The 26850-nt window shown below is 42.8% G+C and carries 21 protein-coding genes; 17 read left to right on the plus strand and 4 right to left on the minus strand.

The genetic code is table 11. The annotated features are described in order from the left end of the window. Positions 1 to 2256: a sensor histidine kinase gene (locus DFP79_RS14275; RefSeq protein WP_133504623.1), complete on the minus strand. Its 2256-nt coding sequence runs from the start codon at positions 2254 to 2256 to the stop codon at positions 1 to 3. A gap of 341 nt (positions 2257 to 2597) precedes the next feature. On the opposite strand from DFP79_RS14275, the gene DFP79_RS14280 reads away from it, so the two are divergent. From DFP79_RS14280 to DFP79_RS14305, 6 genes are all read left to right on the plus strand, one after another. Continuing rightward, positions 2598 to 2882, plus strand: a complete 285-nt coding sequence (locus DFP79_RS14280) for a type III secretion system major pilin HrpA (RefSeq protein WP_481822765.1) — start codon at positions 2598 to 2600, stop codon at positions 2880 to 2882. A 110-nt stretch (positions 2883 to 2992) separates the two neighbouring features. Further along, positions 2993 to 3949: a hypothetical protein gene (locus DFP79_RS14285; RefSeq protein ID WP_133504624.1), complete on the plus strand. Its 957-nt coding sequence runs from the start codon at positions 2993 to 2995 to the stop codon at positions 3947 to 3949. Positions 3950 to 4102: 153 nt separating this feature from the next. After that, on the plus strand, positions 4103 to 4495 hold the full coding sequence (locus DFP79_RS14290; RefSeq protein WP_133504625.1) for an EscI/YscI/HrpB family type III secretion system inner rod protein: 393 nt from the start codon (positions 4103 to 4105) through the stop codon (positions 4493 to 4495). Between the two features lie 13 nt (positions 4496 to 4508). Further along, entirely contained in the window at positions 4509 to 5306 is a 798-nt protein-coding gene (gene sctJ, locus DFP79_RS14295) for a type III secretion system inner membrane ring lipoprotein SctJ (protein ID WP_133504626.1), read from the plus strand. Next, entirely contained in the window at positions 5303 to 6115 is an 813-nt protein-coding gene (locus DFP79_RS14300) for a hypothetical protein (RefSeq protein WP_133504627.1), read from the plus strand. The genes sctJ and DFP79_RS14300 overlap by 4 nt, the downstream gene beginning before the upstream one ends. 29 nt (positions 6116 to 6144) lie before the next feature. Next, positions 6145 to 6825, plus strand: coding sequence for an HrpE/YscL family type III secretion apparatus protein (locus DFP79_RS14305; protein WP_133504628.1), 681 nt, complete (start codon positions 6145 to 6147; stop codon positions 6823 to 6825). Here the strand turns inward: DFP79_RS14305 and DFP79_RS14310 are convergent. Further along, positions 6822 to 7511, minus strand: coding sequence for an SIR2 family NAD-dependent protein deacylase (locus DFP79_RS14310; protein WP_133504629.1), 690 nt, complete (start codon positions 7509 to 7511; stop codon positions 6822 to 6824). The genes DFP79_RS14305 and DFP79_RS14310 overlap by 4 nt on opposite strands. Positions 7512 to 7668: 157 nt before the next feature. Here DFP79_RS14310 and katG point away from each other — a divergent pair, with 157 nt between their 5' ends. Continuing rightward, positions 7669 to 9852, plus strand: coding sequence for a catalase/peroxidase HPI (gene katG, locus DFP79_RS14315; RefSeq protein ID WP_133504630.1), 2184 nt, complete (start codon positions 7669 to 7671; stop codon positions 9850 to 9852). Positions 9853 to 9983: 131 nt separating this feature from the next. Here the strand turns inward: katG and DFP79_RS14320 are convergent, their stop codons facing one another. Beyond that, on the minus strand, positions 9984 to 10610 hold the full coding sequence (locus tag DFP79_RS14320; protein ID WP_133504631.1) for an OmpW family outer membrane protein: 627 nt from the start codon (positions 10608 to 10610) through the stop codon (positions 9984 to 9986). Between the two features lie 293 nt (positions 10611 to 10903). Here DFP79_RS14320 and DFP79_RS14325 point away from each other — a divergent pair, with 293 nt between their 5' ends. Both DFP79_RS14325 and DFP79_RS14330 read left to right on the plus strand, forming a co-directional pair. Continuing rightward, entirely contained in the window at positions 10904 to 13246 is a 2343-nt protein-coding gene (locus DFP79_RS14325) for a transglycosylase domain-containing protein (RefSeq protein ID WP_133504632.1), read from the plus strand. Positions 13247 to 13420: 174 nt separating this feature from the next. Further along, the gene (locus DFP79_RS14330) at positions 13421 to 14245 is read left to right on the plus strand and encodes a substrate-binding periplasmic protein (protein WP_243730281.1); all 825 of its coding nucleotides are present in this window, start codon (positions 13421 to 13423) and stop codon (positions 14243 to 14245) included. Positions 14246 to 14367: 122 nt separating this feature from the next. Here the strand turns inward: DFP79_RS14330 and glgA are convergent, their stop codons facing one another. Further along, entirely contained in the window at positions 14368 to 15798 is a 1431-nt protein-coding gene (glgA, locus tag DFP79_RS14335; RefSeq protein ID WP_133504633.1) for a glycogen synthase GlgA, read from the minus strand. Positions 15799 to 15890: 92 nt separating this feature from the next. Here glgA and glgC point away from each other — a divergent pair, with 92 nt between their 5' ends. The 8 genes from glgC to DFP79_RS18175 all read left to right on the plus strand — a co-directional run bounded on the left by glgC (position 15891) and on the right by DFP79_RS18175 (position 26850). Then, positions 15891 to 17141, plus strand: a complete 1251-nt coding sequence (gene glgC / locus DFP79_RS14340; protein ID WP_133504634.1) for a glucose-1-phosphate adenylyltransferase — start codon at positions 15891 to 15893, stop codon at positions 17139 to 17141. Between the two features lie 583 nt (positions 17142 to 17724). Beyond that, positions 17725 to 18930, plus strand: a complete 1206-nt coding sequence (locus DFP79_RS14345) for a methyl-accepting chemotaxis protein (protein WP_133504635.1) — start codon at positions 17725 to 17727, stop codon at positions 18928 to 18930. Positions 18931 to 18947: 17 nt separating this feature from the next. Beyond that, positions 18948 to 19223, plus strand: coding sequence for an STAS domain-containing protein (locus DFP79_RS14350; RefSeq protein ID WP_133504636.1), 276 nt, complete (start codon positions 18948 to 18950; stop codon positions 19221 to 19223). Continuing rightward, a complete protein-coding gene (locus DFP79_RS14355; RefSeq protein WP_133504637.1) occupies positions 19216 to 20880 on the plus strand; it encodes a fused response regulator/phosphatase in 1665 nt (554 codons plus the stop codon). Before DFP79_RS14350 ends, DFP79_RS14355 begins: the two co-directional genes overlap by 8 nt. Beyond that, positions 20877 to 21242 (plus strand): response regulator, encoded by a 366-nt coding sequence (locus DFP79_RS14360; RefSeq protein WP_133504638.1) that lies wholly within the window; start codon positions 20877 to 20879, stop codon positions 21240 to 21242. Before DFP79_RS14355 ends, DFP79_RS14360 begins: the two co-directional genes overlap by 4 nt. A 65-nt stretch (positions 21243 to 21307) precedes the next feature. Next, positions 21308 to 23527: a chemotaxis protein CheA gene (locus DFP79_RS14365; protein WP_133504639.1), complete on the plus strand. Its 2220-nt coding sequence runs from the start codon at positions 21308 to 21310 to the stop codon at positions 23525 to 23527. Continuing rightward, positions 23514 to 23999, plus strand: a complete 486-nt coding sequence (locus DFP79_RS14370; RefSeq protein ID WP_133504640.1) for a chemotaxis protein CheW — start codon at positions 23514 to 23516, stop codon at positions 23997 to 23999. The genes DFP79_RS14365 and DFP79_RS14370 overlap by 14 nt, the downstream gene beginning before the upstream one ends. Before the next feature lie 19 nt (positions 24000 to 24018). Continuing rightward, positions 24019 to 26850 carry a methyl-accepting chemotaxis protein gene (locus tag DFP79_RS18175; protein WP_133504641.1) on the plus strand — a complete coding sequence of 944 codons (2832 nt, stop codon included), beginning with the start codon at positions 24019 to 24021 and terminating at the stop codon, positions 26848 to 26850.

The raw sequence follows: 26850 nt of genomic DNA on the forward strand, positions 1-26850 counted from the left end.
CTACTTTCTAATTGGAATATTAATCTCTATTTGAGTCCCTTTTCCTTCCTGGCTTATTATCTGAAGTTCCGCATTGATCATTATGGCTCTTTCCCTAATCCCCATAAGACCAAAAGTATCCTCGCGGTGGTTGGCGGTGTTAAATCCTCTTCCATTGTCGTATATCGACAAATTTAAATAGTTTTTTTCTTCTTTGAGTTTAATTTCAACAGCGTGTGCATTAGCGTGTTTGATGATGTTTGTCAGTGATTCTTGGACGATTCGAAAGATCGCGGTTGCAATATCGTCACTTAAATCAACCGTATTGGCAGGCAGCGAGAGTGCGCATTTGCAGCTTGGCGTTCTTTGCTGAAAGTCATCAATTAACCATTCAACGGCCGGTATGATTCCCATGTCTAAAACGCCCGGACGCAGTCGATAGACAAGGTTCCGTGTAAAGGAAATGGTATTTTGCAGCTGATCTTTGATTCGGTCTAATTGCTTTTTAAAATTGCCATCAAGATTGCCATACCTCATCTCTAAAATCTGAGTTTCAATTTTTAATGCCGTGAGCTGTTGTCCTAACTCGTCATGAACTTCTCGTGCTATGTACTTTCGCTCGTGTTCTCGGGTCAGCTCTCTATACGCCGACAGCTCTCTAAGTTGGCGTCGTGATTCTTCCAGCTCGCTTTTAATTTTGCTTAATAACGTAATGTCTCGCCCAATGGCCAGCACACTTACAATAGCGCCAGATTCATCATGCTCAGGCACTAGACTAATTAGGGAGCATTTGTCTCCTTTACTGGATTTCCAGCGAATCTGAAACTCTGTCTTTTCTCCTGACTTTATGACCTCCATTATCTTGCGTTGATAATTTTCGCCCTCGATTCCACCTGGGTATTCTGCGGGTGTAGAGAACATCACGTATTTATACATTTGACCCGATAAAATCGCACTTTGGGGGTTTAAATAGATTCGACGGCCGTTTAAGTCATGCCGGCTAATGGTGTCTGGAGCGTTCTCGACTAAGGTGCGAAACTTTTCTTCACTTTTTTGCAGGGCTTTCTCTATGCGTTTTCGTTCTGTGTAATCGCGACCAATCGTAAGGATCGAGATTAGCCGATTATGTTCATCGAACTCAGGCAAAATATGTACTTCATAGCAGGCCTCTTTTTTACCGTTTTCACAAGAAATATCGACTATTTTGCAGCATTCGTGTTTTATCGCAGATTGTACGTATTTGTACATTTGTAGGCTGACGTTGTCTGCCAGTGGATCTTCAAGAGGTGTTTTGCCGAAAATCTCTTGTTGTTTATCGACTTCAACAGCCTGAAGAAAAGCAGGGTTCGCGTAAATTCGTTTACACTCTTTATTATATCTAACGACGATGTCTCTTGAGTGTTCGACCAACGCTCTAAATTCTTGCTCACGATGTCTCAGCAAGTTCTCTTTATGTTTTTGCTGAGTAATATCCCGTGAAACAAGAACGATACGCTCTATTTTTCCATGCGCATTCTTAATAGGGGTCATGGAAATATCTAAATGTATGGGGGTCTCACCCTCAAATGATTCTTGATAAAAGCAAGCTTCTCCCGTTTCTAAACAGACCGTTTTATATTTGTTGAAATTATCCGCTTTTGATTCTGGCAAAAGGTTTTCAATGTAGCTTCCGAGGTATGAGTAAGGGCTGCGATTAGACGCTTTTATAGTAGCGCCATTCACGTCCGAGATAATGGCGTTATTGTTGTCGTCAATTTCAAATATGCAGACACTGTCAGCCAAATTTTCAAACACCTTGTGGTATTGCTTTTCCAGCTCTTGGCGATGCGTGTCACTCGCATTAGGCGCGGTGTGATCTGTTTTTGGCTGCAATTCGGGGCTTTTAAAATAACCGATAACATACTCATGTCCTTCATATCCAAATGTATTGGCAATGATTTCGACGGGCACACGTTTGCCTGTCGGGAGTATGTGTTCGCTTTCAAAGCGAATGCTTTTATGGGTCGCCATATAAGTCGCAAGTTTGTCGATGTCTTTGGCTTTAAAGTTAGGATCAAAATCAGAAGGAGTGCAGCGTAATAATTGTTCGCGAGATAAACCAAAATGTTGGCAGACTGCATCATTAAACATAACAAGTCGAAAGTTATCCGCAGGGTTTACTACAAAAATAGCGGGTTCTTTGGCGTATTCGAGCAACCATTTTAACAAGCTATTTTGCTGAATGGTGTTGTTGGCATCTGAATTCTCAAATGAAAACAATTCGTTATGAAGAATCATCTTATGATGTGCCTACTTCCTGAAATTTATTTTGCTTATAAAGCGACGACCACTTTATTCATATTCTTACTAGGTTACTGGATTAGACCAGACGTATCCACTATTCGAAGTGTAGGTTAGTGCGATTACAATATTGTGTTTATATCACTTTATCGATCATTTTCACCTTGGTTATTTCACGTTTCTTAGAGTGGTGTTTTCCGGCAATTTTTCTCACTGAACCAATGTCTAAAAAGATTAAAGGGAGTGGACCTCCACTTTTTGGGAACTACTCCGTTGTCGGCACCACTCACTTTAGCGAGATTCAAAACGGTCTCTGTATTTAAACATTCATTAATGAGGTGATTATTATGTTAGGAACTTTAACTAGTGGCTTGAGTTCAGTTGTTTCTGGTGGTGTTGCGAGCGGTTTATCTGGCATGTCTGGCGGAGAGTCGTTAACAGCATCGATGGAATCTATGCAGGCACTAGATCAAACAACTGCATTGACAACACGTATGAACGCGCAGGCACAGCAATCTAAAATGATGTCGGATATGGTGAATAACATCGCTAGCTCTTATCAAGACTCTGCTACAAAAGCGAGTAATGCGATGACTAATACGGGTAAAGCGCTTCAGTACTAATTGTCGCTGAACTCGTTTGATTAAGAGGTTAGCGTATTATTTCTGACCTCTTTTCTTTTTCATTGTTTACTCGCAGGGGCTGCTAAGTGGGTAGTCAGGAGAAAAATATAATGGATATAAATATCAATATAGGTAACGGTGCAAGAGGTCTTGATTCCTCAATGTCGCAAGGGGGCGGGCTTCAAAGCGGCATTAGCTCCGGCATTCAAAGCATCAATAGCATTTCACAATCCATGACAGACTCTATCGTCGAGCTAATGACAGATATGCTTGTGAAGGCATTATTTGAAAAGGAAGGCGATGGTGCGACATTTGGGCAAGGCACGAAAAAATCTGACGATAACAGCAACTTCTTAGAGCAGATTGCTAAGTTTATGGATCAAAATAGCAGCTCTTACAGCGGTCCTCATGACGCGACAGGGGATGTGCGGAATTGGCAAGATGAATTAAAAGAAGATAATTACCTAGATAAGAACGAATTGTCTGATTTTAAATCCGGATTAAAAGACGCGCTTATGCAGCTTATGTCAGGCGGAAGCATGGGGAACTCTACCGGCGCATCGACTTCTTCACCGCTGAGTTCACAGAGCTTTTCACCTACAAATGGAAGCATAGGAAGTGGTTCTCAGTCTATGAGCCCAATGCAGCAGCAAGGCTTTGGAATGGGCGGAGATTTTGGCAAGCATATGCTGACCAGCTCTATTGATGGTCTTGGCGTAGACAAGTTTGTCAGTGATGACACTAAAATGCGTTCAGCGACAGATGGCGCCGTTGGGGCGGGTCGATTCGAATTTTCTGATGAAGATAAAGATACGGCTAGAACCATTGGGAAGATGATGGACATGAACCCTGAAGTTTTCGGCAAAGCGCCTCGTGGTGGTTGGGTAAGCCGCATCGAAAATGGAAAGGACTTCAATGAGAAGGAAATGGGACGCTTCCAGGCAGCTACCGACATGCTAAAAGACAGCATTGCGGGCAAAAGCACTGGGGACTCAGAACTCGACATGGATTTACGCCTGACAACAGGTGCTCTTATGAACGATGCAATGAATAAAGTGGCTGCTTAATCGCCTTCCCACATCTGATTATTTATAAGCGAATGCCAACACGGACGTTGAGTAAAATAAAGGTCGGTGGGCCGACCTTTATGCTTTTTGGTTGTTAAATGGTCATTCTTTATACCATCTGTTTATCTTTTTTGAACTCAATGAGGTACTGCTATGTCGGTCAACAGCACGCAATCTATTTCTAGTACTCTCTCTCATTCTGGCGGTTCTGTACATACGTCAGATACAAGCTCAAATTCAAACGAATTTGTGAATCAGTCTGATTCCAATTGGTTTTCCTCTGCAATTCAACCATCAGATAATAAAAGCCAACCTGAAAATGTAGCAGACAAAATTGTAAGTCAATTATCAAGCTCTTCTGAACACCTACAAAAACTAGAAGATAAAGCGAATAAAGCGCTAAAAAAAGCGGGTGTTACTGGAGATCCGATGGACGTTACAGATGCGAACAGGTCGCTGTCGTCTTTTTATCTCGAAAGCTTACTAACCACTAAATTAGTGAGTAAAGGTGCGCAGACAATCGAGAAGTTAACTAGCTTACAATAGAGCTTGAAGCCAAATGGTCTTATCAATTAAACGTCTATTATGCCTTTTTCTACTACTCCTAATGACTGGGTGCCAACAAGATATTGAACTGCACAAAAAGTTGGCGGAAGAAGATGCCAATGATGTGATTGCGGAGCTCGCATCCAAACACATTGAGGCGGAAAAAAAAGCAACCAAAGAAGGTGTGACCGTTTTAGTGGAAGCCTCGGATATGGCGCGTGCAGTTAGAATATTGGAAGCAGCTGGTTTGCCTAGAAAAGCCCGTGCGAATCTGGGCGAGGTCTTTAAAAAAGACGGTGTTATCTCTTCTCCTCTTGAAGAACGTGCTCGCTATATTTATGCATTATCCCAAGAGTTGGAATCTACAATATCACAGATAGACGGTGTCCTTATCGCACGAGTGCACGTTGTTTTGCCTGAACGTGTTGCTCCCGGAGAAGCCGTTCAACCTGCTTCCTCAGCCGTATTTATCAAGCATCGCCCTGATTTAGATCCTGATGTTATTCGACCGCGAATTGAGCGGCTGGTTAGAACCAGCATCCCCGGTCTTACAGCGAAACCAGATAAATTAAGCGTAGTCTTTGTTGAGACTAAGGCTTACCAAGAGCAACAGCAACTTGTAAAAGTGGGTCCATTTTTAATGGATAAATCTGATTTATGGATTTGGCGAAGCGCCATCATTAGCGTGTCAGTTATGTTTGTGTTGTTACTTTTTGCTTTAGCCTTTGCGATAAAACCTGAATTAAAGTATTTGATACTTCAACGACATGCTAGAAATAATGCGCGAGAAACTGAGGATGTTTCCCCGTGACTCAAACGCATTCTAGAGAATCAGAAGAACAACATCAGCGTTTGGAGTCATGGCTAATTTTCTGGAATCAGACTTGGCTTTATGCTGATGTGAGTTGGATTGATAGCTTGTTTAACGTCGAATGGGATGAACAAGGCGCTCAAACTGACATGACTAAACGACAGGCTATTTATACAGAATTAATGAATTTCCCGCTGTTCGAAACCAGAGCTAGGTTGGGGATTGAAATGTCTGCCCCGCCTAAGCCCGGTGATGCATTACTGCAATGGCTCTCGTTAGATGAAGAGAGCTGTCACTATTGTTTGTTGCTAGCGTGTGATGTGGTGCTTAAGCAACGCACAGAACATGCACTAGCTGAAGAGGGCGGGGATCACGGTATAGATCAGATTGAAAGCGACACTCATGCGCTTGACACGGAGCAGGCGCATGAGTGTTTAGCCAACGCTCAAAATCAAAAAACAGACGATCAGACGTTACGTTTATCGTTAGAAGCGCGAAGTTGGGCTCGGCATATAGCAAAAGCGCTTATGCCAGGTACATGGGAGATAGAAGTACTTAAATCGCTAAGCCCAACTCAAATTGGTTTGGCGTTGCTTAGAGCTTGGCTGTCTCCTCCTACTTGGAATCGAGTTCGGTTGAGATATCAGAAATCAATGGTGTTGTCGGTCGAAAATATTGACGTTTCAGGCATTCCAAATCATCGACTAAATCAACTGTGGTATGGCGTTATTTGGCGAGTGCAAGTCGATGCGTTGGCTAAAGGTAATCCGAATAAAACAGAAAACCGCTCAGTAATCATTGAACAATGATTGCTACAGAGTAAAGAGAGAGGGATAAAATGTCTTCTTTTGTTAGACGCAGTGTGTCACTTCCATCCTATTCGACGAATCGAAACATCATTACCCGTGAAGAAACTGAGAGCGTATTAAAATCTATTGATATTATTGCTGAGGCGGAAGCGAAGGCACACAATCAGGCCGCGTTAATAATCGAGTCGGCTCAACTTGAAGCACAAACGATTATGGATCACGCTGAGCAGAATGCGCACATTCAGGCAAATAATATTAAAGAAACGCTAGAAGCTGATGCGTTTGAAAACATCCAGCGCTTCTTGGAAGAAACGAAAACGGCAAACGATAAAATCTGGGATGAGATTGAACACCATGCCAATACGGTTGTTAATGAGGTTATTCAAACGTTTTTAGGCAAGGTGTCTTCTATTGATAAAGTCTCTATCTTGGTTGATAAAGTTGTGTCGATGCACCGTGATAAAAGTCTGGCCACTCTGTATTGTTCTCCAACTCTGGTTGGAGAAGTAGAATCCACCCTCGGCAATGGGGCAAACGACCATCTTTGTGTTCGACCCGACGACAATTTGTCTGAAGAAGAGGTTAAGCTCGTCAGTGGAATGGGAGAATTTTATGTGACATGGAGGAACATTCAAGCAGCTCTATTGGGAGGAGCTGACGAAACTTCATGTGACTCGTACTCACCTGCAATACAACTGAATGACGGTTAAGGTGCTGTTAACCAACGTTCGACAAGCATAGGAACAGCCGTCCCTGCTTTATCTGCATAATGGTCATAATTATGCGGCACATGATCAATATCAGGCGCAACTAGGGTTTTAATAGTGGCGTTGTCGGCATAGTGTACTAAATTGGCCGCAGGGTAAACCGACAGTGAGGTTCCCACAATTAATATAGCATCGGCCTCTGAAACGAGATCAATTGCGCGATCAAAATGATGTGGAATCTCTCCAAACCAAACAATGTTAGGCCGTAGCTGATTACCATCACTCGCATAATCTCCTAATTTTATAGGGTTATCGTTGATGGTTTGTATAAGAGTATCATTTACGTCGCTGCGTGCTTCTTTTAGCAATCCGTGCAAGTGAATCACATTAGACGACCCTGCTCGTTCATGCAGATCGTCAACATTTTGTGTAATGATCGACACCTCATATTTTGATTCTAACTTTGCTAATGCGATGTGAGCAGAGTTTGGTTTAGCTGCAAAGGCCTCTTTTCGTCTCATATTGTAGAAATCCAGAACGAGTGTTGGATTCTTTTGCCAAGCTTCTGGCGTCGCGACTTCTTCAATTGAGTGATTGTTCCACAATCCACCACTGTCGCGAAATGTCGAAAGACCACTTTCTGCACTGATTCCAGCGCCGCTGACAATCACAAATTTTTTCTTTTTCATGATGTTCTCCTTTCAATAAATTCTACCAATTAGGCGATGATTTGGAATAACTATCGTCGTGTTTGATATTCTCAACTGGCTTGTAACTGCCCGCCGGCGCTATAACTTCTGTTACTAAAGCAAACAAAGCGACAACACGCTGGTCAGGAGAGAAGTTATGTCTAAATGTCCTTTTAATCACAGTGCTGGTGGTGGCACAAACAACGCAGATTGGTGGCCAAATCAATTGAAGCTCGACATTCTGCACCAACACACCGCTATCTCAAACCCAATGGGGAATGCTTTCAACTATTGTGATGCGTTCAATAGCTTGAATTTGGATCAGCTCAAAGACGACTTGTTCAAATTAATGACAGACTCTCAGGATTGGTGGCCTGCCGACTATGGACATTATGGGCCATTTTTTATTCGCATGGCATGGCACAGTGCAGGAACGTATCGTACGGCAGACGGTCGAGGTGGCGCGCGATCTGGTACGCAGCGTTTTGCGCCGCTGAACAGCTGGCCTGATAACGGCAACCTTGATAAAGCGCGTCGTCTATTATGGCCAATTAAACAAAAGTACGGCAGTAAAATTTCATGGGCTGATTTAATGATACTGGCTGGGAACTGTGCGTTAGAGTCGATGGGGTTAAAACCGTTTGGTTTTGCTGGCGGGCGTGAAGATCTATGGGAGCCAGAAAAAGACATCTATTGGGGAGCGGAAACAGACTGGTTGGGAGATGAGCGTTACGCAGGGACGGAAAAAGCGGAGCGTAATCTTGAGAACCCTTTAGCAGCGGTTCAGATGGGGCTTATTTATGTTAATCCAGAAGGGCCAAATGGCAAACCAGATCCTCTTGCTTCGGCACAAGATATTCTTGAAACGTTTGCTCGTATGGCGATGAATGATGAAGAAACCGTCGCACTTGTTGCGGGTGGACATACTTTTGGTAAAGCGCATGGTGCAGGCGACGCCGCACTGGTAGGCCCTGAACCTGAAGCGGCTCTGATAGAGGAGATGGGTCTTGGATGGCAAAATAAACACGGAAGCGGTAAAGGCGTTGATACGATAACAAGCGGTGTTGAAGGTGCATGGACTCCAACGCCAATACAATGGGACATGAGCTATTTTGACGTTCTATTTGGTTATGAATGGACGTTGTCAAAAAGCCCTGCAGGCGCGTTGCAATGGGCTCCCGTCGAATTACGAGATGAAGATCACGCGCCTCAAGTAGACGGTTCCGATCACAAAGTTTCTATTATGATGACCACGGCAGATATGGCATTGCGGGTAGATCCAACCTATGAGGCGATTGCTCGACGCTTTCATCAGAATCCTGATGCCTTTGCGGATGCATTTGCTAGAGCGTGGTTCAAGCTAACACACCGTGATATGGGGCCAAGCATTCGATACCTTGGGAAAGATGCGCCAGCAGAAGAGTTGATTTGGCAAGATCCTATTCCGAGCGTTGATCATGAGCTTGTAAATAGTGATGATATTGAATTGCTTAAAGGCCGTATTATGGATTCAGGTTTGACGATATCTGAATGCGTATCAGTCGCGTGGGCATCTGCATCAACGTTTAGAGGGTCAGACCTGCGAGGAGGGGCGAACGGAGCGCGCATTCGTTTGCAGCCACAAAAAGGTTGGCAAGCGAATCAGCCGGAGCAGCTTAGTAAAGTGTTGGCTGTTTTGGATTCGATTCAGTCGACATTTAACAATTCTCAATCAGATAATAAAGCTATTTCTCTTGCGGATTTGATTGTATTAGCGGGAAGTGCTGGGATAGAGCAAGCCGCAAAGGCTGGCGGGCTTGAACTGAGTGTTCCATTTACGCCGGGTCGAATGGATGCCTCACAGGCACAAACGGACGTTGAATCGTTTAGTGTTTTAGAACCTGTGGCAGACGGTTTTCGAAACTATTTAAAACAACCTTACAGTGTCGCAACAGAATCTTTGCTGGTGGATAAAGCTCAGTTACTTACCTTGTCTGCACCTGAAATGACGGTATTAGTTGGGGGACTTAGGGTATTGAATACGAATTCAGACGGCTCTCGTCATGGCGTATTGACGGATCAACCGGGCGTGTTATCAAACGATTTCTTCGTGAATCTAATGGACATCAATACGGTGTGGATACCGCAATCGAAAGAAGCAGAAGTTTTTGATGGTCGTGATCGGAATACGGGGAAAATAAAATGGACAGGAACACGTGCGGATTTAGTGTTTGGTTCTAATTCTCAATTACGGGCATTGGCCGAAGTATATGCGACTGACGAAGGTGGCGAACGCTTTATGCAGGATTTTGTTAAAGCTTGGATTAAAGTCATGAATCTAGATCGGTTTGATTTAGGGTAATACGGTGTTTAATTTGTCTTCTGGAAACTAATACAATAAAGCCCGCAATTGAGCGGGCTTTATTGCTGGTTACTGTTAAGAGCTTTGTATTCAGATCTAAGCATTCAGATCTAAGCATTCAGAACAAAATGTTAGAATGAATACCCTGCAGATAACATGACGGTAATTGGGTCAATGTCTGCGTCGAAATTGCCAACGGCTGTTTTGACCGTGGTATTAATATCCATATACCAAATAGAGGCGTTGGCAAACCAATTCTCATTAATGCTCACGTCTACGCCGGCTTGAGCAGCCAATCCTAAAGAGTTATCTAGCTCGATTTTTGTTCCATCTAATGCGCCATAGCCTTTTTCATCAAAGAATACGGTGTAGTTTAAGCCAGCTCCAACATATGGACGAATGTCGCTGTTTGCTTTACCAAAGTAGTATTGAGCCATAAATGACGGTGGTAGGTGGGAGACTTCCGCTATTTTTCCGAGACCGTCTGTTTTGACTTCATGTGTAAAAGGCGTCGCGGCAAGTACCTCAAATCCAATATTATCAGTAAACATGTAGGTCAGTGTTGCGGCTACTTGTGTATTGTCATCGATTTCAAGTTCACCCGTGTTTAAAACATTGTCGCTGCTTTCTTGTGGCATAACATCGGCTACACCTCCGCGAATTAGCCACGATCCCGCTTCGTGAGCAAATATATTGGTAGACGCTAATGTGGCGCTGGTGAATAGAGAGACAAGTGTGAGAGTTTTTGTGAAATTCATGATGCGCTCCTATGATGCAACGTATTAAGTTCTGTCAAAGTACGCTTCTTGAAAATTAATTTATTAATCTAGATCAATAAATTACCGCCGATTAGAGGGCGTTGTTTTTAGGCTGGAATATAAATCATGATATCGATTGACTGCTAAGATTTTCCTTAATTTCAAGTAAATCGAACTTTTTCTAAAAGGAGATATAAGCCGACAAAGGGCGACTTCCATCAATTTACAAAGATAGACATGATTGTTAGGGCTTAGATTGATTCGATCTCGCTGCGTCTCTATACTGCATTGCCATGACAAAACGAAACGCTTCTCCCCGCCCCAAAAAAAGTCGATCAACACCAACAACTCGTAAAACGCAAGGCAATCGACGTCGTACCGCAAAAAGAAAGTCCGTTAAGAAATCGTTAATAAGGCGTTCTTTTGATTTTTTGTTTAAATGGTCGCTGATACTCGGTTGCATTGCATCGATTCCGTTTATGGGGTGGTTATGGATACTGGATCAGGATGTTACAAACCGATTTGAGGGGCAAAAATGGCAAGTCCCTTCTGAAGTGTACAGTGCGCCAGTTGTTTTAAAATCAGGTACGAAATGGACTAAAAAAGAGCTTGAGGATTTACTCAATGATGCAGGGTATCGTTTTGGCAAGAACAGTCAACAAGTAGGCTGGGCAGCAAAAAGTCGTACAAAAGTAAGTGCTAACTTACGTTCATTTGATAATGCTGACGGTCATCACAAAGGTCGGCGTCTTATTTTTTCGTTTCCTAATGGTGAGCTTCGTATTCAGACCTTGGCAGGTGATCTGGTAAAAGCGGCTTATTTAGAGCCTCAGGTCATTGGCCACCTGTACGGAGGAAACTCGGAACAACGAGAGATCTTGACCTATGATCAAATTCCTTCGACGCTGATCGAAATATTGACAACCACGGAGGATCGAGACTTCTTTAGTCATCATGGTATTAGTCTTATGGGGATACTTCGTGCTGCGTGGGTTAACTTGAATCACGGCAGTCGAATTCAAGGTGGTTCTACGTTAACGCAGCAGTTGGTTAAGAATATGTTTCTTACCTCGGAGCGTACTTATACCCGAAAAATTAAAGAAGTGTTTATGAGTCTTTTGCTTGAGTATCGCTATAGTAAGCAAGAGATATTAACCGCCTATATGAACGAAGTGTACCTTGCGCAACTAGGAAGCCGAGAACTTCGTGGGTTTGCCGCTGCCAGTCGATATTTCTTCGGCAGACCTTTGAACGAACTTAATATAAGTGAATACGCGTTGCTTGTTGGAATGGTAAAAGGACCGTCACTGTATAACCCAAAAAGAAATCCTGACCGAGCGAAACAACGTCGTAATGTCATTATTAATTTGCTGCATGATCAAAGTAAATTAAGCGCATCAGACGCAAGAATATTAAAGCATGAACCGATTAAATTGAATGAAGCCAATAAGCAACGTTCGATGTTTGGAGACTATCTAGATGTTGTACAAATGCAGCTCGAACGTGATTTTGATCGCTCCGTGTTAGCCACTGAAAATTTAAAGATTTATACAGGGGTTGATGTAAGAGCGCAAAGAGCTGCGACAAGGGCGCTTCAGGGAAGTACACAACAGCTGGCGAAAAGAGATAAAAAATTAAACCACCTGCAAGGCGCAATGGTGGTAACGGATCGCGAATCAGGTTACGTAAAGGCGATTGTAGGCTCGACCAAGCAGCTTTACACAGGATTTAATCGAGCATTGGGCGCGGTAAGGCCAATAGGCTCTTTGGTAAAGCCGCCGATCTATTTAAGCGCGATAGCAAGCGGCCGCTATACATGGTGGAGCAGAGTGGAAGACAAGCGACAGCCTATCAAAATGAGTGGGAATGTTTGGCAACCTGAAAACTACGATCGAAAAGAACACGGAGAAGTGCCTCTTTATATAGCACTGGCTAAATCTTATAACCTTGCTACGATTGATTTAGTAACTCAACTTGGATTTTCTAGGGTCGATCAAGTTTTAAAAGAGTTAGGCGTAAAACGTCCCTTTAGGATGTTACCGTCGGTCGCTTTGGGGGCGATTGAGTTATCGCCGTTTGAAGTTGCTCGATTGTATCAACCGATTGCTTCAATTGGGAAAAGCAGTGAATTGGGTATCGTTCTTGCTGTAGCAAACCACGATGGCCAAATATTGAAACGGTTTAACCATAAAGGGCGTGTGCCGTTTACATCCAGTTCTTTGGCGGTTGCTAGAGAGGGGATGGTTTTGGTTCCGCAACTAGGAACAGCCAAGGCGGCACAAAAGGCATTTCCGGATTTACGATTTGCGGCCAAAACAGGAACTACGAATAACCAACGTGACAGTTGGTATGTTTCGATTACAGAAGATACCGTATCTACAATATGGCTGGGTTTGGATAATAATAATCCGATGTCTATAACAGGGAGTTCCGGCGCTCAAAGAGTGTGGATCGATTTTGCCCATCGTTATACCCAGAATTCTTTATCGAAAAAACTTCCAAAAGGCGCGCTGCGTTTGAATATTTTGGAGGACGAATTTAAGATTGCGGCTGATCGATGCCAACAAAAAATCTCGCTTACCTTTATTGACGGGACGCAGCCAAATGACAGCAGCAGTTGTATTTGGCCGTTTTAGAAGATTTGAGTTTTAATTTCCTTAACATATTGTTTTTCTTCGTGAAATGGTCTGTAATGGAAGTGGACTTATGGTTCATTAACTCGAAAATGGAAGCTTCGTATCATTGAGGTCGTCAGGAGGACAGCTTAAAAGCGTGGAGTTCCTTTTGAAACCAGGACCAAAAATAAAACTATGAGACTGTTAGCCTATTTCTTTATCGCCCTCTGTGCTTCGTTTTCGTCTTTTATTATGGCGAGCTCTTCTAAGGTTGAAACCAAGAGCAGCTGTACATCACTCACAGCGACAGGTAACTCTGAATACCCACCCTTTTTATGGCGTGAAAGCGAAGACAATAATCGTCTCTTAGGAGCAAACGTCGCGATATTAGAAGAAATCGGGCGTCGAACAAACCTTGATATTCAAGTCATCCATGTTGGACCGTGGTCGCGTGCTCAGTCTGAAGTGAAGGCGGGTCGAGTGGATCTAATGGCAGGGGCGTTTTATACCAATGAACGTTCTGAATACATGGATTATTTTTCCCCAACGATGCTGCATACCACGAGTGTTGTTTGGCAAAATGTAAATCAAACATTTAAGTTTGATAAAAAAGAAGATTTGCTTGGTCATTGGGGTGTGACAGTAATCAATAATAGCTTCGGGCAGAGTTTTGATACATTTGCTCGAGAAAACCTGAACATTTTGTCGGTCGCGAGTTTGTCTCAAGCGATTAAAATGCTGGAAGCGGGTCGTGTTGATTATGCTCTTTATGAGCAAAGCCCCGGTTTGGCTTACGCGGCTATGATGGGTGTACAAGATAAAATTATGGTGCGTCATCCTGCAATCAGTAGTGAAGGTTTATTCTTAACCCTTTCTAAAAAATCCCGCTGTAACACACCTGAAATACGACATAAAATAGCACTGGCTCTGAGAAATATGAAACGAGAAGGTTTTAACTATCGAGCTTTGTCTGAGGGCATGGAGCTGTGGGAAGGCAATCCGGGAAATCAAAATAAATAACAAAATACAGTAAATACAAAACTCGCACACACTCCCAGGTGTTTATTGAGAGTCATTTGAACGAGTTTTATTCAGCGTTGTTATTATGTCTTACTCATACCTTTTTCTGAACGCGCAACCTTTTAACGTAAAAGGCTGCTGTAAAGCTCTTCCCATTTTTTGGTGGTCTTTTCCCAACTAAAATCGTAGGACATCGCTGAGTGCTGCAGCTTACGCCAGTGGTTCAGATCCGAAAATGCGTGCATACACCTGTCCAAACATGCCTGTAGCGATTGAACTGTCGCATCATTAAACGAAAATCCGTTCGCTTGTTCACCTTCTTCAAAAACCGTATCAGCCAACCCACCCGTTTTTCGAACAAGTGGAAGCGTGCCATATTTCAAAGCATATAGCTGGGTTAAGCCGCATGGCTCAAAGCGAGACGGGATAAGAAATACGTCACTTCCTGCTTGGATTCGATGAGAGTAAGCTTCATCATAGCCAATTCGAACATGTACTTGATCTGGGTATTGAGTTGAAAGGTCGATGTAAGATTGCTCAAGTGCTTTGTCGCCAGAACCAAGAACGACCAATACCGCGCCTTTATTTAGCGCTTCAGGGATAGCCTCTAGAATAAGGTCTAAGCCTTTTTGTTCTGTGAGTCGAGACACGACACCAAAAACGGGTTTTGTAGGATCTTCCGGTAGACCGCATTCGCGAAGCAACGCCAGCTTGTTGTCTAACTTATCCTCGATAGAATGGATATCGTAGTTTTTCGAAATATGTGTGTCTTTTTGTGGCGACCATTGATCATAGTCCACGCCATTTAATACGCCATGTAGTTTGTGCTTCATTGAGCGAAGTGTGCCGTCTAGGCCATCACCGTATTCCGGCGTTAAAATTTCTTTTGCATATGTTGGGCTTACTGTTGTGATTGCATCTGCAAAAACAAGGCCTGCCTTCAATCCAGAAAAATTGCCGTAGAACTCCATTCCGTGCAAAGACAACAGGTCAGAAGAGAGACGCATAGCGGACCACTTTTCCATGTTGAAACTGCCGTTATAGCGTAGGTTATGAACGGTCGTGATTACAGGAATATGATTGGTTTTCCAACTTGCTAGATAAGCCGCCGCAAACCCTGTTTGCCAGTCGTTTAAATGCAATATATCAGGCTGCCAGCCAAATAATGCTCCGTATTGAGACAACATTGCACTGACCCAAGACAAAATGCCGAATCGAAGGTGGTTATCGTCAAAATCGTTTCCGTTTGCATCTAAATAAGGACCGTATTCACGCTCGTACATAGTCTGACATTGAACCAAATAAATTGGAGTGTCGGAACTCTGGATGCAGGATTCCAACAAAATTATGTCGCCAACACCAAACGGATTTCCAAGATTGGTGCTATTATGAATAGGAGCAACTTTTTCAAGTATGCTGTTATAGGCGGGCATGATCATTCTGGCATCATGCCCTTGTTTGCGTAAAGCAACAGGAAGTGAGCCTGCTACATCGGCAAGTCCGCCAGTTTTTATCAGTGGGTATATTTCCGAAGCTGCGAATAGTATCTTCATATTAGAGGTATCTTATTGATTCAGCGATAAGATAAGAGTATACCTAATTAGGAAAGATTGTAGAGTTAGCCGAACGCATTTAAGGGTTAAATATGGATTTAAATACTGCTCGAATGAAAACTCTCTCGCTCATTTTAGCCGGAGGGCGTGGTTCCCGTCTTAAACAACTTACCGATAACCGCTCGAAACCTGCCGTTCCCATTGCAGGCAAGTACAAAATTATCGACTTCCCTCTTTCAAACTGCATCAACTCAGGAATGCGCAAAATCGCAGTCCTAACACAATACCGTTCTCATACTCTGAATCAGCACGTTCAACGTGGTTGGAACTTCTTGCGTTCTGATTTCAACGAGTTTATCGAGCTGTGGCCTGCTCAACAGCAGACTGGCAGTGATTGGTATCGTGGCACAGCGGATGCGGTGTATCAAAACCTCAAGATGATTAATGACTCAAAGAGCGAATACGTTCTTATTTTGGCGGGTGATCATGTTTATAAACAAGATTACAGCATCATGTTGAAGGAACACATTGAAAGTGGTGCCGATGTTTCGGTCGCTTGCATTGAAGTTCCGATTAAAGAGGCCGATCAATTTGGAATCATGCACGTTGATGAAGAGGATAACATCATCGCGTTTGAGGAAAAGCCTTCTGACCCACCAACGATGCCAGGAAACCCAAATGTTTCTTTGGCAAGTATGGGGATCTATGTATTTAATGCAAAATTTTTACAAAGTCACCTTCAAGTGGATGCCGTGAGCACGACTTCAAGTCACGATTTTGGGAAAGATCTAATCCCGTATTTTGTGGGTTCATGCAAGATAAAGGCTCATCACTTTAGCCGAAGCTCCATTCCAAACGACAACTACCCAGAACGTGCTTATTGGCGTGATGTTGGTACGTTGACGGCCTATTGGGAATCCAATATGGACTTAACGAAACTGGTGCCTGAGTTAGATTTATACGATGAAAGTTGGCCTATCAGAACCGCTCAATATCAGCGACCCGCGGCTAAATTTAACTACAATTATGAAGAGCGAATTGGTACTGCGCTTAATTCGGTTGTATCAGCGGGCTGTATTGTTTCTGGTTCAACGGTAGAACAATCAATCTTGTTTAATAATGTACGAGTTAACTCGTATTCTCATGTGAAGAAGAGCGTTATTCTTCCGAGTTGTGATATTGGACGTTATTGTCGTTTAGACCGTGTCGTCGTCGATGTGGATACTAAGATTCCCGAAGGAATCGTTATCGGTGAAGACGCAGAATTAGATGCAAAACGTTTCTACCGCAATAGTGATGGAATTGTACTGGTGACTCAGGACATGATTAACGCTCTATTGTAGTGTTCTGTATTTTCTACGCTAAGCCATGGTAAAAAATTGGCGCTTCTGATGTCTCAACTCAGAAGGTTTTTTGAGGTTTTGCCGTTTATCTGAGCAACATTGGTGGCGGCAAGGCCTATCGTGTACTCCTAGATCCATTTTTCTATTCCTAACTTCTGTTTTCTTTCCGCCATTCTAGCGAATTTTCCTAATACTCTCTTTCCAAAACGCTCTCTTTGATGCTTCTTTTTGAAAAGGTAAATCTATGCAATAGGCTTCTATCAAGGCGTTATACGGGATTTATTTTGACTTATATAAGTAACATCTAAATAAATTTAAATTTTTGATTTGAGCCTTTGTGATTCTGGGTCTACGTTTAAATTAGCCTAACGGATCATGCATCGATGTATTCGACTAAAGTATTACGAAAGTATGTGTAGTGGATTCAAAGGATACGTAGTGCTCGTCTCGTAGTGGGCGAGCCGTAAGAGCTTGGTGGTGAATAGGTTGGTTGTTTCTCAAGCCTTAGGAAGCGGTAAGCCTAAGGACACCCACAGAGCTCTTAAACGTGATGATGTTTAAATGGAATCTGAAGGATGTTCACATGTTTCCTCATGCTCTCGTATTTGTTAGTGGGTGCATTGTTGCACTGTTTTTAAATTTTTTTGGTTACAGTTGGTATGCCATCGTGCTTATCACGGTATCCGGATTATTGACACTCTATCTTGTGAGCAAGAAGGGCGACTCCTATCATTATGTTTCGACAAACGGCGCTGCGACCGCTGACGCTTCAGAAAAACGGAAGTCTTTTGGCGCTGGCAACGAAGCAGAAAGCGACCTTGATCGTGATGCGAGAAAACGTCGTGACCAGCTCGTGCATGACGAAATCCTTCCTATTCTGACATTGTGCTCAGATGATTTAGAAAAAGTCCTAAGTACGCAAGAAAGTGCGGTGCAACTGTTGGCGAAATCATTCGATGAAGTGAATGGATTGATGTCGACACAATCAGAGTGTATTCAATCGCTTATTGACGACAATCGCAGTGAAGGCGACAAAATGTACAGTGATGTTATGAGAGAGTTTGCGGCTCATACATCGTCTACTCTCGATAAATTTATAAACTCAACCGTTGAAATGTCAGCTTCGTCGATGGAGTTATTAGCGAAAACCTCTCAGATAAACAATCAAATGCCCGAGATCGTTAAGGCGCTTAAAGACATTGATGATATAGCAGAGCGAACAAATTTGCTTGCGCTCAATGCTGCGATCGAAGCGGCTAGAGCGGGTGAAGCGGGTCGTGGGTTTGCGGTTGTCGCTGATGAGGTTCGTACTCTATCGAACCGGTCGGCAGGGTTCAGTGTCGATATCCAGTCTCGTTTAAACAATATGCAAAATCAAATTGCCGACCTGACGAAATCAATGGAAAAACTGGCAGCACATGATGTGACATACATTATGGAAGCTAAAAAAAGCATGCGTACGGCGTTGGATCATATTATTGAAAAAGCAGAGTCTGATGCAGATGTTTCAATGAGGCTAGGAGGGTTATCTGGCCAATTAGAAACGGCGTTTTTTGGTGCAACGAGAGGCCTGCAGTTTGATGATATTAACTCACAGAATGTGAGATACGTTGTGGAAACCTTAGGGTTTATTGTTGATAGCCTAAAAGGATTTCACGAAATCACTTCGGTCGATGAACTTGAAACTTCGTTGAAGGAACGACTTACCGCGATTAAAGAGCAAACGAGCAAACAATATAACCCAGTCTCTCAAGAGAACATAGAAAGCGGTGAAATCGACTTATTTTAAATAATTAGGAGAAGGAAATGAGTGATTTTGTAATAAGAATACCTGAGCGCTTTGATTTTAGTACCCATAAATGGTTTACAGCAGAATATGAAAACGCTGTCGATTCTGGATCAACTATTATATTGGACTTCTCAAATGTTCTTTATGTCGATTCCTCAGCGTTGGGGATGATGGTTTTACTCTACAGAAAATTGCATGAAAGCTCGAAAAAAGGGGTGATTAAAAATATAGATGGTACCGCAAAGGACATCTTAGATATGGCAAACTTTAAAAATCTATATCAATATGAATAGACAGTATACCGCTCTAGTTTTAGAGGAATCCAGAACAACGAGGCGATTAATAAGCGGCGCGTTGGAATCTGTTGATATTGATGTTTACTCAGAAGGAAGTATCGAAGAGATTTATCGTGTGATTGAATCAAACTATTTTGATATATATATATTTGATGCAGATCTAAAATACGATTTACTTTTCGAGTTGACCTCTTATCTTCTTGATATTAACTTAGACTCCGTTGTTATAGTTGTATCGGAGGAATACAACGCGAAAGAAGTAAAACGATTTTTCAAAAAGGGAATTTCAGATTTTATTATCAAACCAATTGACTACGATATATTTACAAACAAAGTTATAAGCCTCATAAAAAATGTAAAAAACAAATCTGACTTGGTTAAAGCAAACTCAAATTATGCCAGATTAATGGATGAAAAGTCGCAAGAAGAAATACTTGCTTTTTATGTATATGATCACATTTTATCAACCCAGTTAACCAATATAGACAGTGTTGATGGCGCTCATTATTCCCATGGTCGATTTTGTGGTGATATTTTAGTATCCGCACTTTCTCCAACTGGCTCTCTTTATATTATTCTCGCTGATGCGACCGGCCACGGTATGGCGGCTGCATTGACGATTTACCCCTTGGTTTCTACGTTTAATGCGGTTGTATCTAAAGGGTTAAATATGGCCGCCATCATCAACGAAATCAGCGAGAAGCACATTCAACTCATTCCAGGAAATCGGTTTGTTGCTGCGATATTGATTGAAGTGAGGCCTACTCAAAACGACATTCGTATTTGGAATGCGGGAATGCCGGATGTGCTGATTATGGAAGGAAAAGAAGTTCGCCGACGGGTGAAGTCTTCTAATATGGCAATTGGCGTCTTACCCACTGATATTTTAGATAAAAATATTGAAGTCGTACCCATGCTCGGTGTGACTCATTTAATGGCCATGAGTGATGGTGTTATTGAAAATAAAGAAAACGATGGTCATGTAATGGATTTTTCAGAAGCCTATTCTTATATTGCAACGTTGCCATATGAATCGGAAACGATTATTTCGCATATGAAAATGCTCGACCGTGGAAAAAACGAAGAGCTTGATGATATGACGGTTTGTGTAATTGATGTCTGTGAATTGAAAAACGAATTGGAATTCTCTATTGATAAAAGGCCTCCATTATATGGAGATTTTAAAACTCAATTTTCATTACTTGGAGATTCCATTAGAAACGAATCTTTACCGATGAGGATCACTGACTTTATTGAATTCCAAGGTTTAGTTAAGCCATTTTGTCAGCGTGTTTTTACGGTTGTCAGTGAACTTTATAGTAATTCCGTTGAACATGGTGTTCTAGGTTTCGATGCAAAAAATAAAATAAGTGACTATGCTTCATTTATTGAACAAAAAGAAGAAAAACTCGCCTCTCTAAATAGAGATGATCGAGTAGAGATTTCTTTTGAATGGAGTGAAATGAATCAAGCATTGACGGTTGAGGTTTTTGATACCGGAGAGGGGTACAAAATGTTAGATCTAAGCTCTTCCTCCGATGATTCATTAAATGGACGAGGACTTAAACTTTGTCAAAAACTCAGTGATCAATTTTCATATGATGAAAAAAATAATACGACGAAAGTAATGTTTAAATACAGAGAGGGATTATGAATAAAAATCTATTAGTAGTTGATGACTCTCCATCCGTTCGTCAAATGGTTGAAGCCACGTTAAGAGGTGGTGGATATCAGGTCAAAACAGCAAAAGACGGTAGAGAGGCGCTGGATTTTTGTAGGACGACTAAGTTTGATTTCGTTTTGACGGATCAAAATATGCCTAACATGGATGGATTAACGTTAATTCGGTCATTGCGAGCAATGTCAGCTTATACACGTGTACCACTGATTGTATTAACGACTGAAGCGAGTGATGCCATGAAAGCAAAAGGTAAGGCCGCAGGTGCAACTGGCTGGATGGTTAAACCATTTGATCCTCAAAAGTTACTGGAAGTGGTCGCGAAAGTGGTGCGTTGAAAAATGTAAAAAACGTGTTTAGCGCAATGTACTAAGCACGTAATAAACAACGCTAGGGAAAGACTATGGACGATATGAATCAGTTTACTGAAATCTTCTTTGAAGAAGCACAAGAGCATATTGACGCAATGGAAACACTGTTGCTTGCTTTTAATATCGATGAGCCTGATATCGAAGAGCTCAATAGTATTTTCCGTGCCGCTCATTCTATTAAAGGAGGCAGTGGAACATTCGGTTTACATGCAATGACAGGTGTAACTCATGTAATGGAGAACATTTTAGACTCGGCAAGAAACGAAACATTAAGACTTGATGACACATTGATCACGGTACTGCTTGAAACTGTCGATGTGCTTAAGAACATTCTAGATGCCTACCGTTTTAATGCTGAGATAGATTACCCAGAAATAGACACAGCAAAATCAAAACTCGAAGCCGAACTTAAGCGGGTCACTGAAGCCCAGGGTAACGCGACTCCCCCTAATGACACTGCACAAGCGCTAATCAATCCTTATCAAAATACGTCTGCATCAGTTGCTGTTACAAATGAATCTACGGGCGAAGCAACATCGGACGGTGCGAAGGAGGAAGAGGCGTTTGGTTTCTTCGAGCAAAACTCAACGGACGACGACGCAGGCTTCGGATTCTTTGATGATGAGTTTACCTCTGAGGGTGTTTCTGCTGACGCTGCCCCGTCTCTTAGTGACGAGTTTCAAGAGGAATGTTATGGCTTTTTTGATGAAATATCAGAAGACGCCACTACCAACGAAGCCAGCAATAACGAAGGCACAGTTAAGGAAGAAACCAATCAGGATGGACCATTATTAACTGAAGAATTGGATGAAGAGTCTAAAGGCTACGGTTTCTTTGAAAAACCTGAAGAGCGTCTTTCCGGTTTTCAGGCTGATTCCAGTGATCATGCCTCGTACGGTTTTTTTAATAGTTTAGATGAAACAGACACTAACGAAACACTCCAAGAATTGAATTCTACAGTCTCAAAAACGCCAAAACGTGGTGAACAGCGGTCGCCTGAGTCTAAAACCACTGTGGGAAAACGCGTCGAAAAAGCGAAAGCCAGTAAAGGGGCGGGAGAAGCCACCAGCATTCGAGTTGAAACAACGAAAGTCGATAATTTAGTCAATTTAGTCGGCGAGTTGGTTATTACGCAGTCTATGCTGAAACTAATTGGTAATGACGTGCAGGACAGTTTGCTTGAAAAAATGCAAACAGCCCTCGTTGAATTGGAGCGAAATACACGAGAAATTCAGGAAGCCGTGATGTCGGTACGGATGCTTCCTATTTCGACCGTTTTTAATCGGTTCCCTCGTTTGGTCAGAGACTTATCTAAGAAACTCGATAAGCAAATTGAGTTGGTTATAGAGGGTGGAGCGACGGAAATTGACAAGAACTTAATTGAAAAAATTTCAGACCCTTTAACGCATTTAATCCGAAATAGTGTGGATCACGGGATCGAGCTACCCAGTGATAGAGAGGAGAAAGGTAAAGCTTCTAAAGGGACTGTAACTTTGTCGGCAAGCCAAAAAGGGGGAGAAATCGTCATTGAAATTAGGGATGACGGCGGGGGCTTGAATAAGGAGAAAATCCTGCAGAAGGCAGTTGAAAACAATGTCACTCTTCCTGATCCATTGACCGATTCCGCTATTTGGGGGCTTATTTTTGCCGCAGGTTTTTCTACTGCCGCAGAGGTCACGGATGTGTCTGGGCGCGGAGTTGGGATGGATGTCGTACGTAAAAACATAGAGTCACTTGGCGGCCGAGTTGATATTTACTCAAAAGAAAACGTAGGAACGCGCTTTCAGATTAGTCTTCCTCTTACATTAGCCATTCTGGATGGCATGTGTGTTCGAAGTGGCGAACAAGTCTTTGTATTACCGCTTACGAATATTATCGAAAGCATACAACCGGATGCGAACCAGATCCGGGTGATGAAGAACAAACCGCTTCTTTGGGTAAGAGAGGAGTATTGGCCGCTTGTTGATCTTGGACAAGTGTTAGCGGATGAAGAAAACGCGAAGGATTTAAGCGAGAGCATTGTGGTGCTTGTTGAAGCGGCAAGCAACCGATTCGGCGTCATCGTTGACGGTTTGTTGGGCCAGCAGCAAGTCGTTATTAAAAGTTTGGAAAGACATTATAAACGCGTCCAAGGGATCGCAGGGGCGACCATTATGGGTGATGGAAGTGTTGCTTTGATCCTCGATGCAGATTCTCTGACAGGGTTTATTGCTCAGTCAGAAATGGAGGAAACGAATTATGTCGTTAATTGAAGCAGACGCAACGAGTCAGGCGCTTGCTGAAGAGTTGCTTACGTTTGTATTGGGTGATGAAACCTACGCTCTCGATATTATGGCAGTAAAGGAGATTCGCGGTTACGAAGATTCGACCAAAATTGCGAATACACCTGACTACATTAAAGGGGTGATTAACCTAAGAGGAGACATTGTTCCCATTGTCGATTTGAGAATCAAGTTTTCGATAGGCGAACCTGTCTATAACGAGTGGACCATTGTCATCATGCTAAACGTTGGTTCGCGTATTGTGGGAATCGTCGTTGATGCGGTTTCTGATGTTGTCACATTGAACGAAGAAAATATTAAGCCCCCGCCTGAGTTCGGCACTGCGTTTGACAGCCGCTATCTTCGAGGGCTAGCAACAGTCGATGATCATATGATTATTATCGTTAATATTGATGAACTCATTTCCAGTGATGAGCTTGGTCTTTTTGACGCCGAACGTTAAGGAAACTTAGGAGCACACCATGCAGTGGATGAATAATATAAAACTCTCACGTAAGTTCGTACTGCTTGGCATATTGGTTGCCATTAGTGTGGGCGTACCGATCAAATTTTTGATCGAACGAGAGATGCGAGTTTTTGATAAGTCGAATACTGAAATATTGGGTGTTGGGCCCACAAACATGCTGTTGGAGTATGTGAGTTTGTTGCAGCTGCATAGAGGGCACTCTGCAATCTATCTTTCTAACGGTGTTAAGGCGACGACGAACATTGATAACTTGGTGAAAGAGATAGATGTTTTTCATGAAAACGTGCTTCAGGAGATGAAAGCACAGTTCCCAAATTCTCCCATCGTCGCTGACGTTGAACGCCTAAAAGTAAGTTTTGACCGCTTACGAGGGGAGGTGCGATCTAGAGTGATTACTCCCTCGGATTCTTATGCTGCTCATACTGGGTTAGTCATGCAAATCATTGCGGAAGATATTCCATTTGTACTTGAGTATTCAGGTTTGAAGTTTGATTCCTCGAAAGAGACTGCATACCTGACCACAGCATCCAAGCTGAATTTGCCATTATTTATCGAAGGGATTGCGCGCCTTCGTGGATACGGCAGTGAGGCGCTTGCACAGGATAATATAACACCTGTACAGATAGGTAAGATTCTATCAGCGTTAGCCTTTATCGAGGCGCCTCACATAGAGCTTTTGCATAACTTGAAAGCGGCCTATGAGTCTACCGGAGATCCAAGAGCGAATGAGTTGTATCGGGAGGCGATGGTGATTGATGAGGATTATCAAGTGCTTCTCGGTGTTGCTCAAAGGTATGTGATGACCGAAGGTGTGCCGGAGTACACTCCACAGCAGTTTTTTGACAATGCAACTGTGATTATTGATGAGTTATTTCTTTTGAGCCGCCACGCTTCTGATCTTATGAAAGAAGTGTTGTTAGAGAGAATGGAACGAGTGAAGTTCGAGCTCATAACAAATCTGGGGGTTGTGTTTGGTTTTCTATTTTTAGTCATTATCGCTTCTATATTCATATTACGTAACTTAAACATTGCATTAAGTAACTTAGGTGACGCGGCATTGTCTGTTGCAGAAGGGAACTATGACGTTGAGTTGAATAATGCTCGTAAAGACGAATTTGGCCCTTTGAATCAGTCTGTTGTAGATATGAGTCTTAGCTTGCGCAAAGCCGAACTTGAGAGAGAAGAGAATTTAAAAGTCATGGCCGCCCGTCTTGTCGAGACGACAAGGGTTGAGCAAGCTTTGAATGCCACCGGAACGAACGTTATTATTGTTGGGAATGACAGAAAAATTCTTTATGCGAACGCTTCGATGGAGAAAATGCTCAAGACCGCTGAGCCAAATTTACGCTCTGTCATTTCCGGTTTTGATGCGTCGGCAATCATCGGTGAAAGCATCGATTCTTTTAATGTTTCTGGCCAGCCGAATATTTTACCAGAGAACCTACAAGCCTCCTACGAATCGAATATTGAGCTCTCCGAACTGCACTTTAGAGTGTTCGCTAATCCGATTTTCAGTCAAGAAAAGGAAAAAATTGGATCGATAGTCGAGTGGCTTGATTTAACGAGTGAAGTTGAAGCTCAAAATGAAATTGGCTCTATTGTGAATGAAGCCGCCCGTGGAAACTTTACCGTAAGAGCAAAAGAAGAGGGCAAGGTTGAATTTATGCTCTTTATGGCGCAATCGCTCAATAAGCTCATGGCAACTGCTGATGAAGGCTTATCAGATGTGACACGTGTTCTAATGGCACTGTCGAAAGGTAATTTGACAGAGAAAATTACGCAAGATTATGAAGGGCAATTTAACGATCTAAAAAATTACTGTAATCAAACGAGTGAAAACCTCGCTCGAATGATCGGCGAGCTTAGGTTTGCGGCTGAAACCATCAATGTGGCGGCGTCCGAAATTGCACAGGGTAACTCTGATTTGTCGAATAGGACAGAGACTCAAGCTTCGAGCTTAGAAGAGACCGCTTCGAGCATGGAAGAAATTACCAGTACCGTAAGGCGCAATGCCGATAATGCGACCGAAGCCAATACACTTGCTTCGGAAGCGGCAGACGTTGCGATAACAGGCGGCGAGTTGATCCATCAGGTTGTCGAAACGATGACGGCAATCAACCAATCCTCTCAAAAGATTTCAGACATTATTGGTGTCATTGATGGAATCGCATTCCAAACAAACATATTGGCATTAAATGCAGCGGTAGAGGCCGCGCGGGCGGGCGAGCAAGGTCGTGGTTTTGCCGTCGTTGCGTCTGAAGTTCGTACGTTAGCTCAAAGGTCTGCGAATGCAGCAAAAGACATCAAAGCTCTGATTTCTGACTCTGTTGCTAAAATTGTGGATGGTAATGAGCTCGTCGGTCAATCAGGTGAGACAATGGGCGTTATTGTCGATTCTATTAAAAGAGTGAACGGCATTATGGCTGAAATTGCAGCGGCTTCCACTCAGCAAGCGGCTGGTGTTGACGAAATTAACCGAACGATTTCTCAAATGGATGAGATGACCCAGCAAAATGCGGCATTGGTTGAAGAAGCCGCGGCGTCTGCTGAGAGCATGCGTTCGCAGGCAAATGGATTAGAACGTCAAGTGTCGAGCTTCACATTGTCGGACAATCAAAACCGAAACCAATCGTTACTTTCTATGGAACGTGAGAACACAAGTGGGGCTGCCCCAACGAGTTTAAACAGGCACGGCTCAAACAGTATGAATACCTCCTCAGCGAAACCTTCTTCGCAAACAGGCATGAAGCCGAAGAAAACAGAGTCGTCAAAGGTGGTTACCGCGAGCGGTAATGCATTAAATGAAGATGATTGGGAAGAGTTTTAA

Source organism: Marinomonas balearica, assembly GCF_004362145.1.
Taxonomy (GTDB): domain Bacteria; phylum Pseudomonadota; class Gammaproteobacteria; order Pseudomonadales; family Marinomonadaceae; genus Marinomonas; species Marinomonas balearica.

Coding starts and splice junctions, on each gene's coding strand:
- DFP79_RS14320 (WP_133504631.1), bottom strand. CDS start 10,610: ATGAATTTCACAAAAACTCTCACACTTGTCTCTCTATTCACCAGCGCC.
- DFP79_RS18175 (WP_133504641.1), top strand. CDS start 24,019: ATGCAGTGGATGAATAATATAAAACTCTCACGTAAGTTCGTACTGCTT.
- DFP79_RS14310 (WP_133504629.1), bottom strand. CDS start 7,511: ATGAAAAAGAAAAAATTTGTGATTGTCAGCGGCGCTGGAATCAGTGCA.
- DFP79_RS14350 (WP_133504636.1), top strand. CDS start 18,948: ATGAGTGATTTTGTAATAAGAATACCTGAGCGCTTTGATTTTAGTACC.
- DFP79_RS14365 (WP_133504639.1), top strand. CDS start 21,308: ATGGACGATATGAATCAGTTTACTGAAATCTTCTTTGAAGAAGCACAA.
- DFP79_RS14345 (WP_133504635.1), top strand. CDS start 17,725: ATGTTTCCTCATGCTCTCGTATTTGTTAGTGGGTGCATTGTTGCACTG.
- DFP79_RS14325 (WP_133504632.1), top strand. CDS start 10,904: ATGACAAAACGAAACGCTTCTCCCCGCCCCAAAAAAAGTCGATCAACA.
- DFP79_RS14355 (WP_133504637.1), top strand. CDS start 19,216: ATGAATAGACAGTATACCGCTCTAGTTTTAGAGGAATCCAGAACAACG.
- DFP79_RS14275 (WP_133504623.1), bottom strand. CDS start 2,256: ATGATTCTTCATAACGAATTGTTTTCATTTGAGAATTCAGATGCCAAC.
- DFP79_RS14360 (WP_133504638.1), top strand. CDS start 20,877: ATGAATAAAAATCTATTAGTAGTTGATGACTCTCCATCCGTTCGTCAA.
- DFP79_RS14330 (WP_243730281.1), top strand. CDS start 13,421: ATGAGACTGTTAGCCTATTTCTTTATCGCCCTCTGTGCTTCGTTTTCG.
- katG (WP_133504630.1), top strand. CDS start 7,669: ATGTCTAAATGTCCTTTTAATCACAGTGCTGGTGGTGGCACAAACAAC.
- glgC (WP_133504634.1), top strand. CDS start 15,891: ATGGATTTAAATACTGCTCGAATGAAAACTCTCTCGCTCATTTTAGCC.
- DFP79_RS14290 (WP_133504625.1), top strand. CDS start 4,103: ATGTCGGTCAACAGCACGCAATCTATTTCTAGTACTCTCTCTCATTCT.
- DFP79_RS14370 (WP_133504640.1), top strand. CDS start 23,514: ATGTCGTTAATTGAAGCAGACGCAACGAGTCAGGCGCTTGCTGAAGAG.
- DFP79_RS14285 (WP_133504624.1), top strand. CDS start 2,993: ATGGATATAAATATCAATATAGGTAACGGTGCAAGAGGTCTTGATTCC.
- DFP79_RS14305 (WP_133504628.1), top strand. CDS start 6,145: ATGTCTTCTTTTGTTAGACGCAGTGTGTCACTTCCATCCTATTCGACG.
- sctJ (WP_133504626.1), top strand. CDS start 4,509: ATGGTCTTATCAATTAAACGTCTATTATGCCTTTTTCTACTACTCCTA.
- glgA (WP_133504633.1), bottom strand. CDS start 15,798: ATGAAGATACTATTCGCAGCTTCGGAAATATACCCACTGATAAAAACT.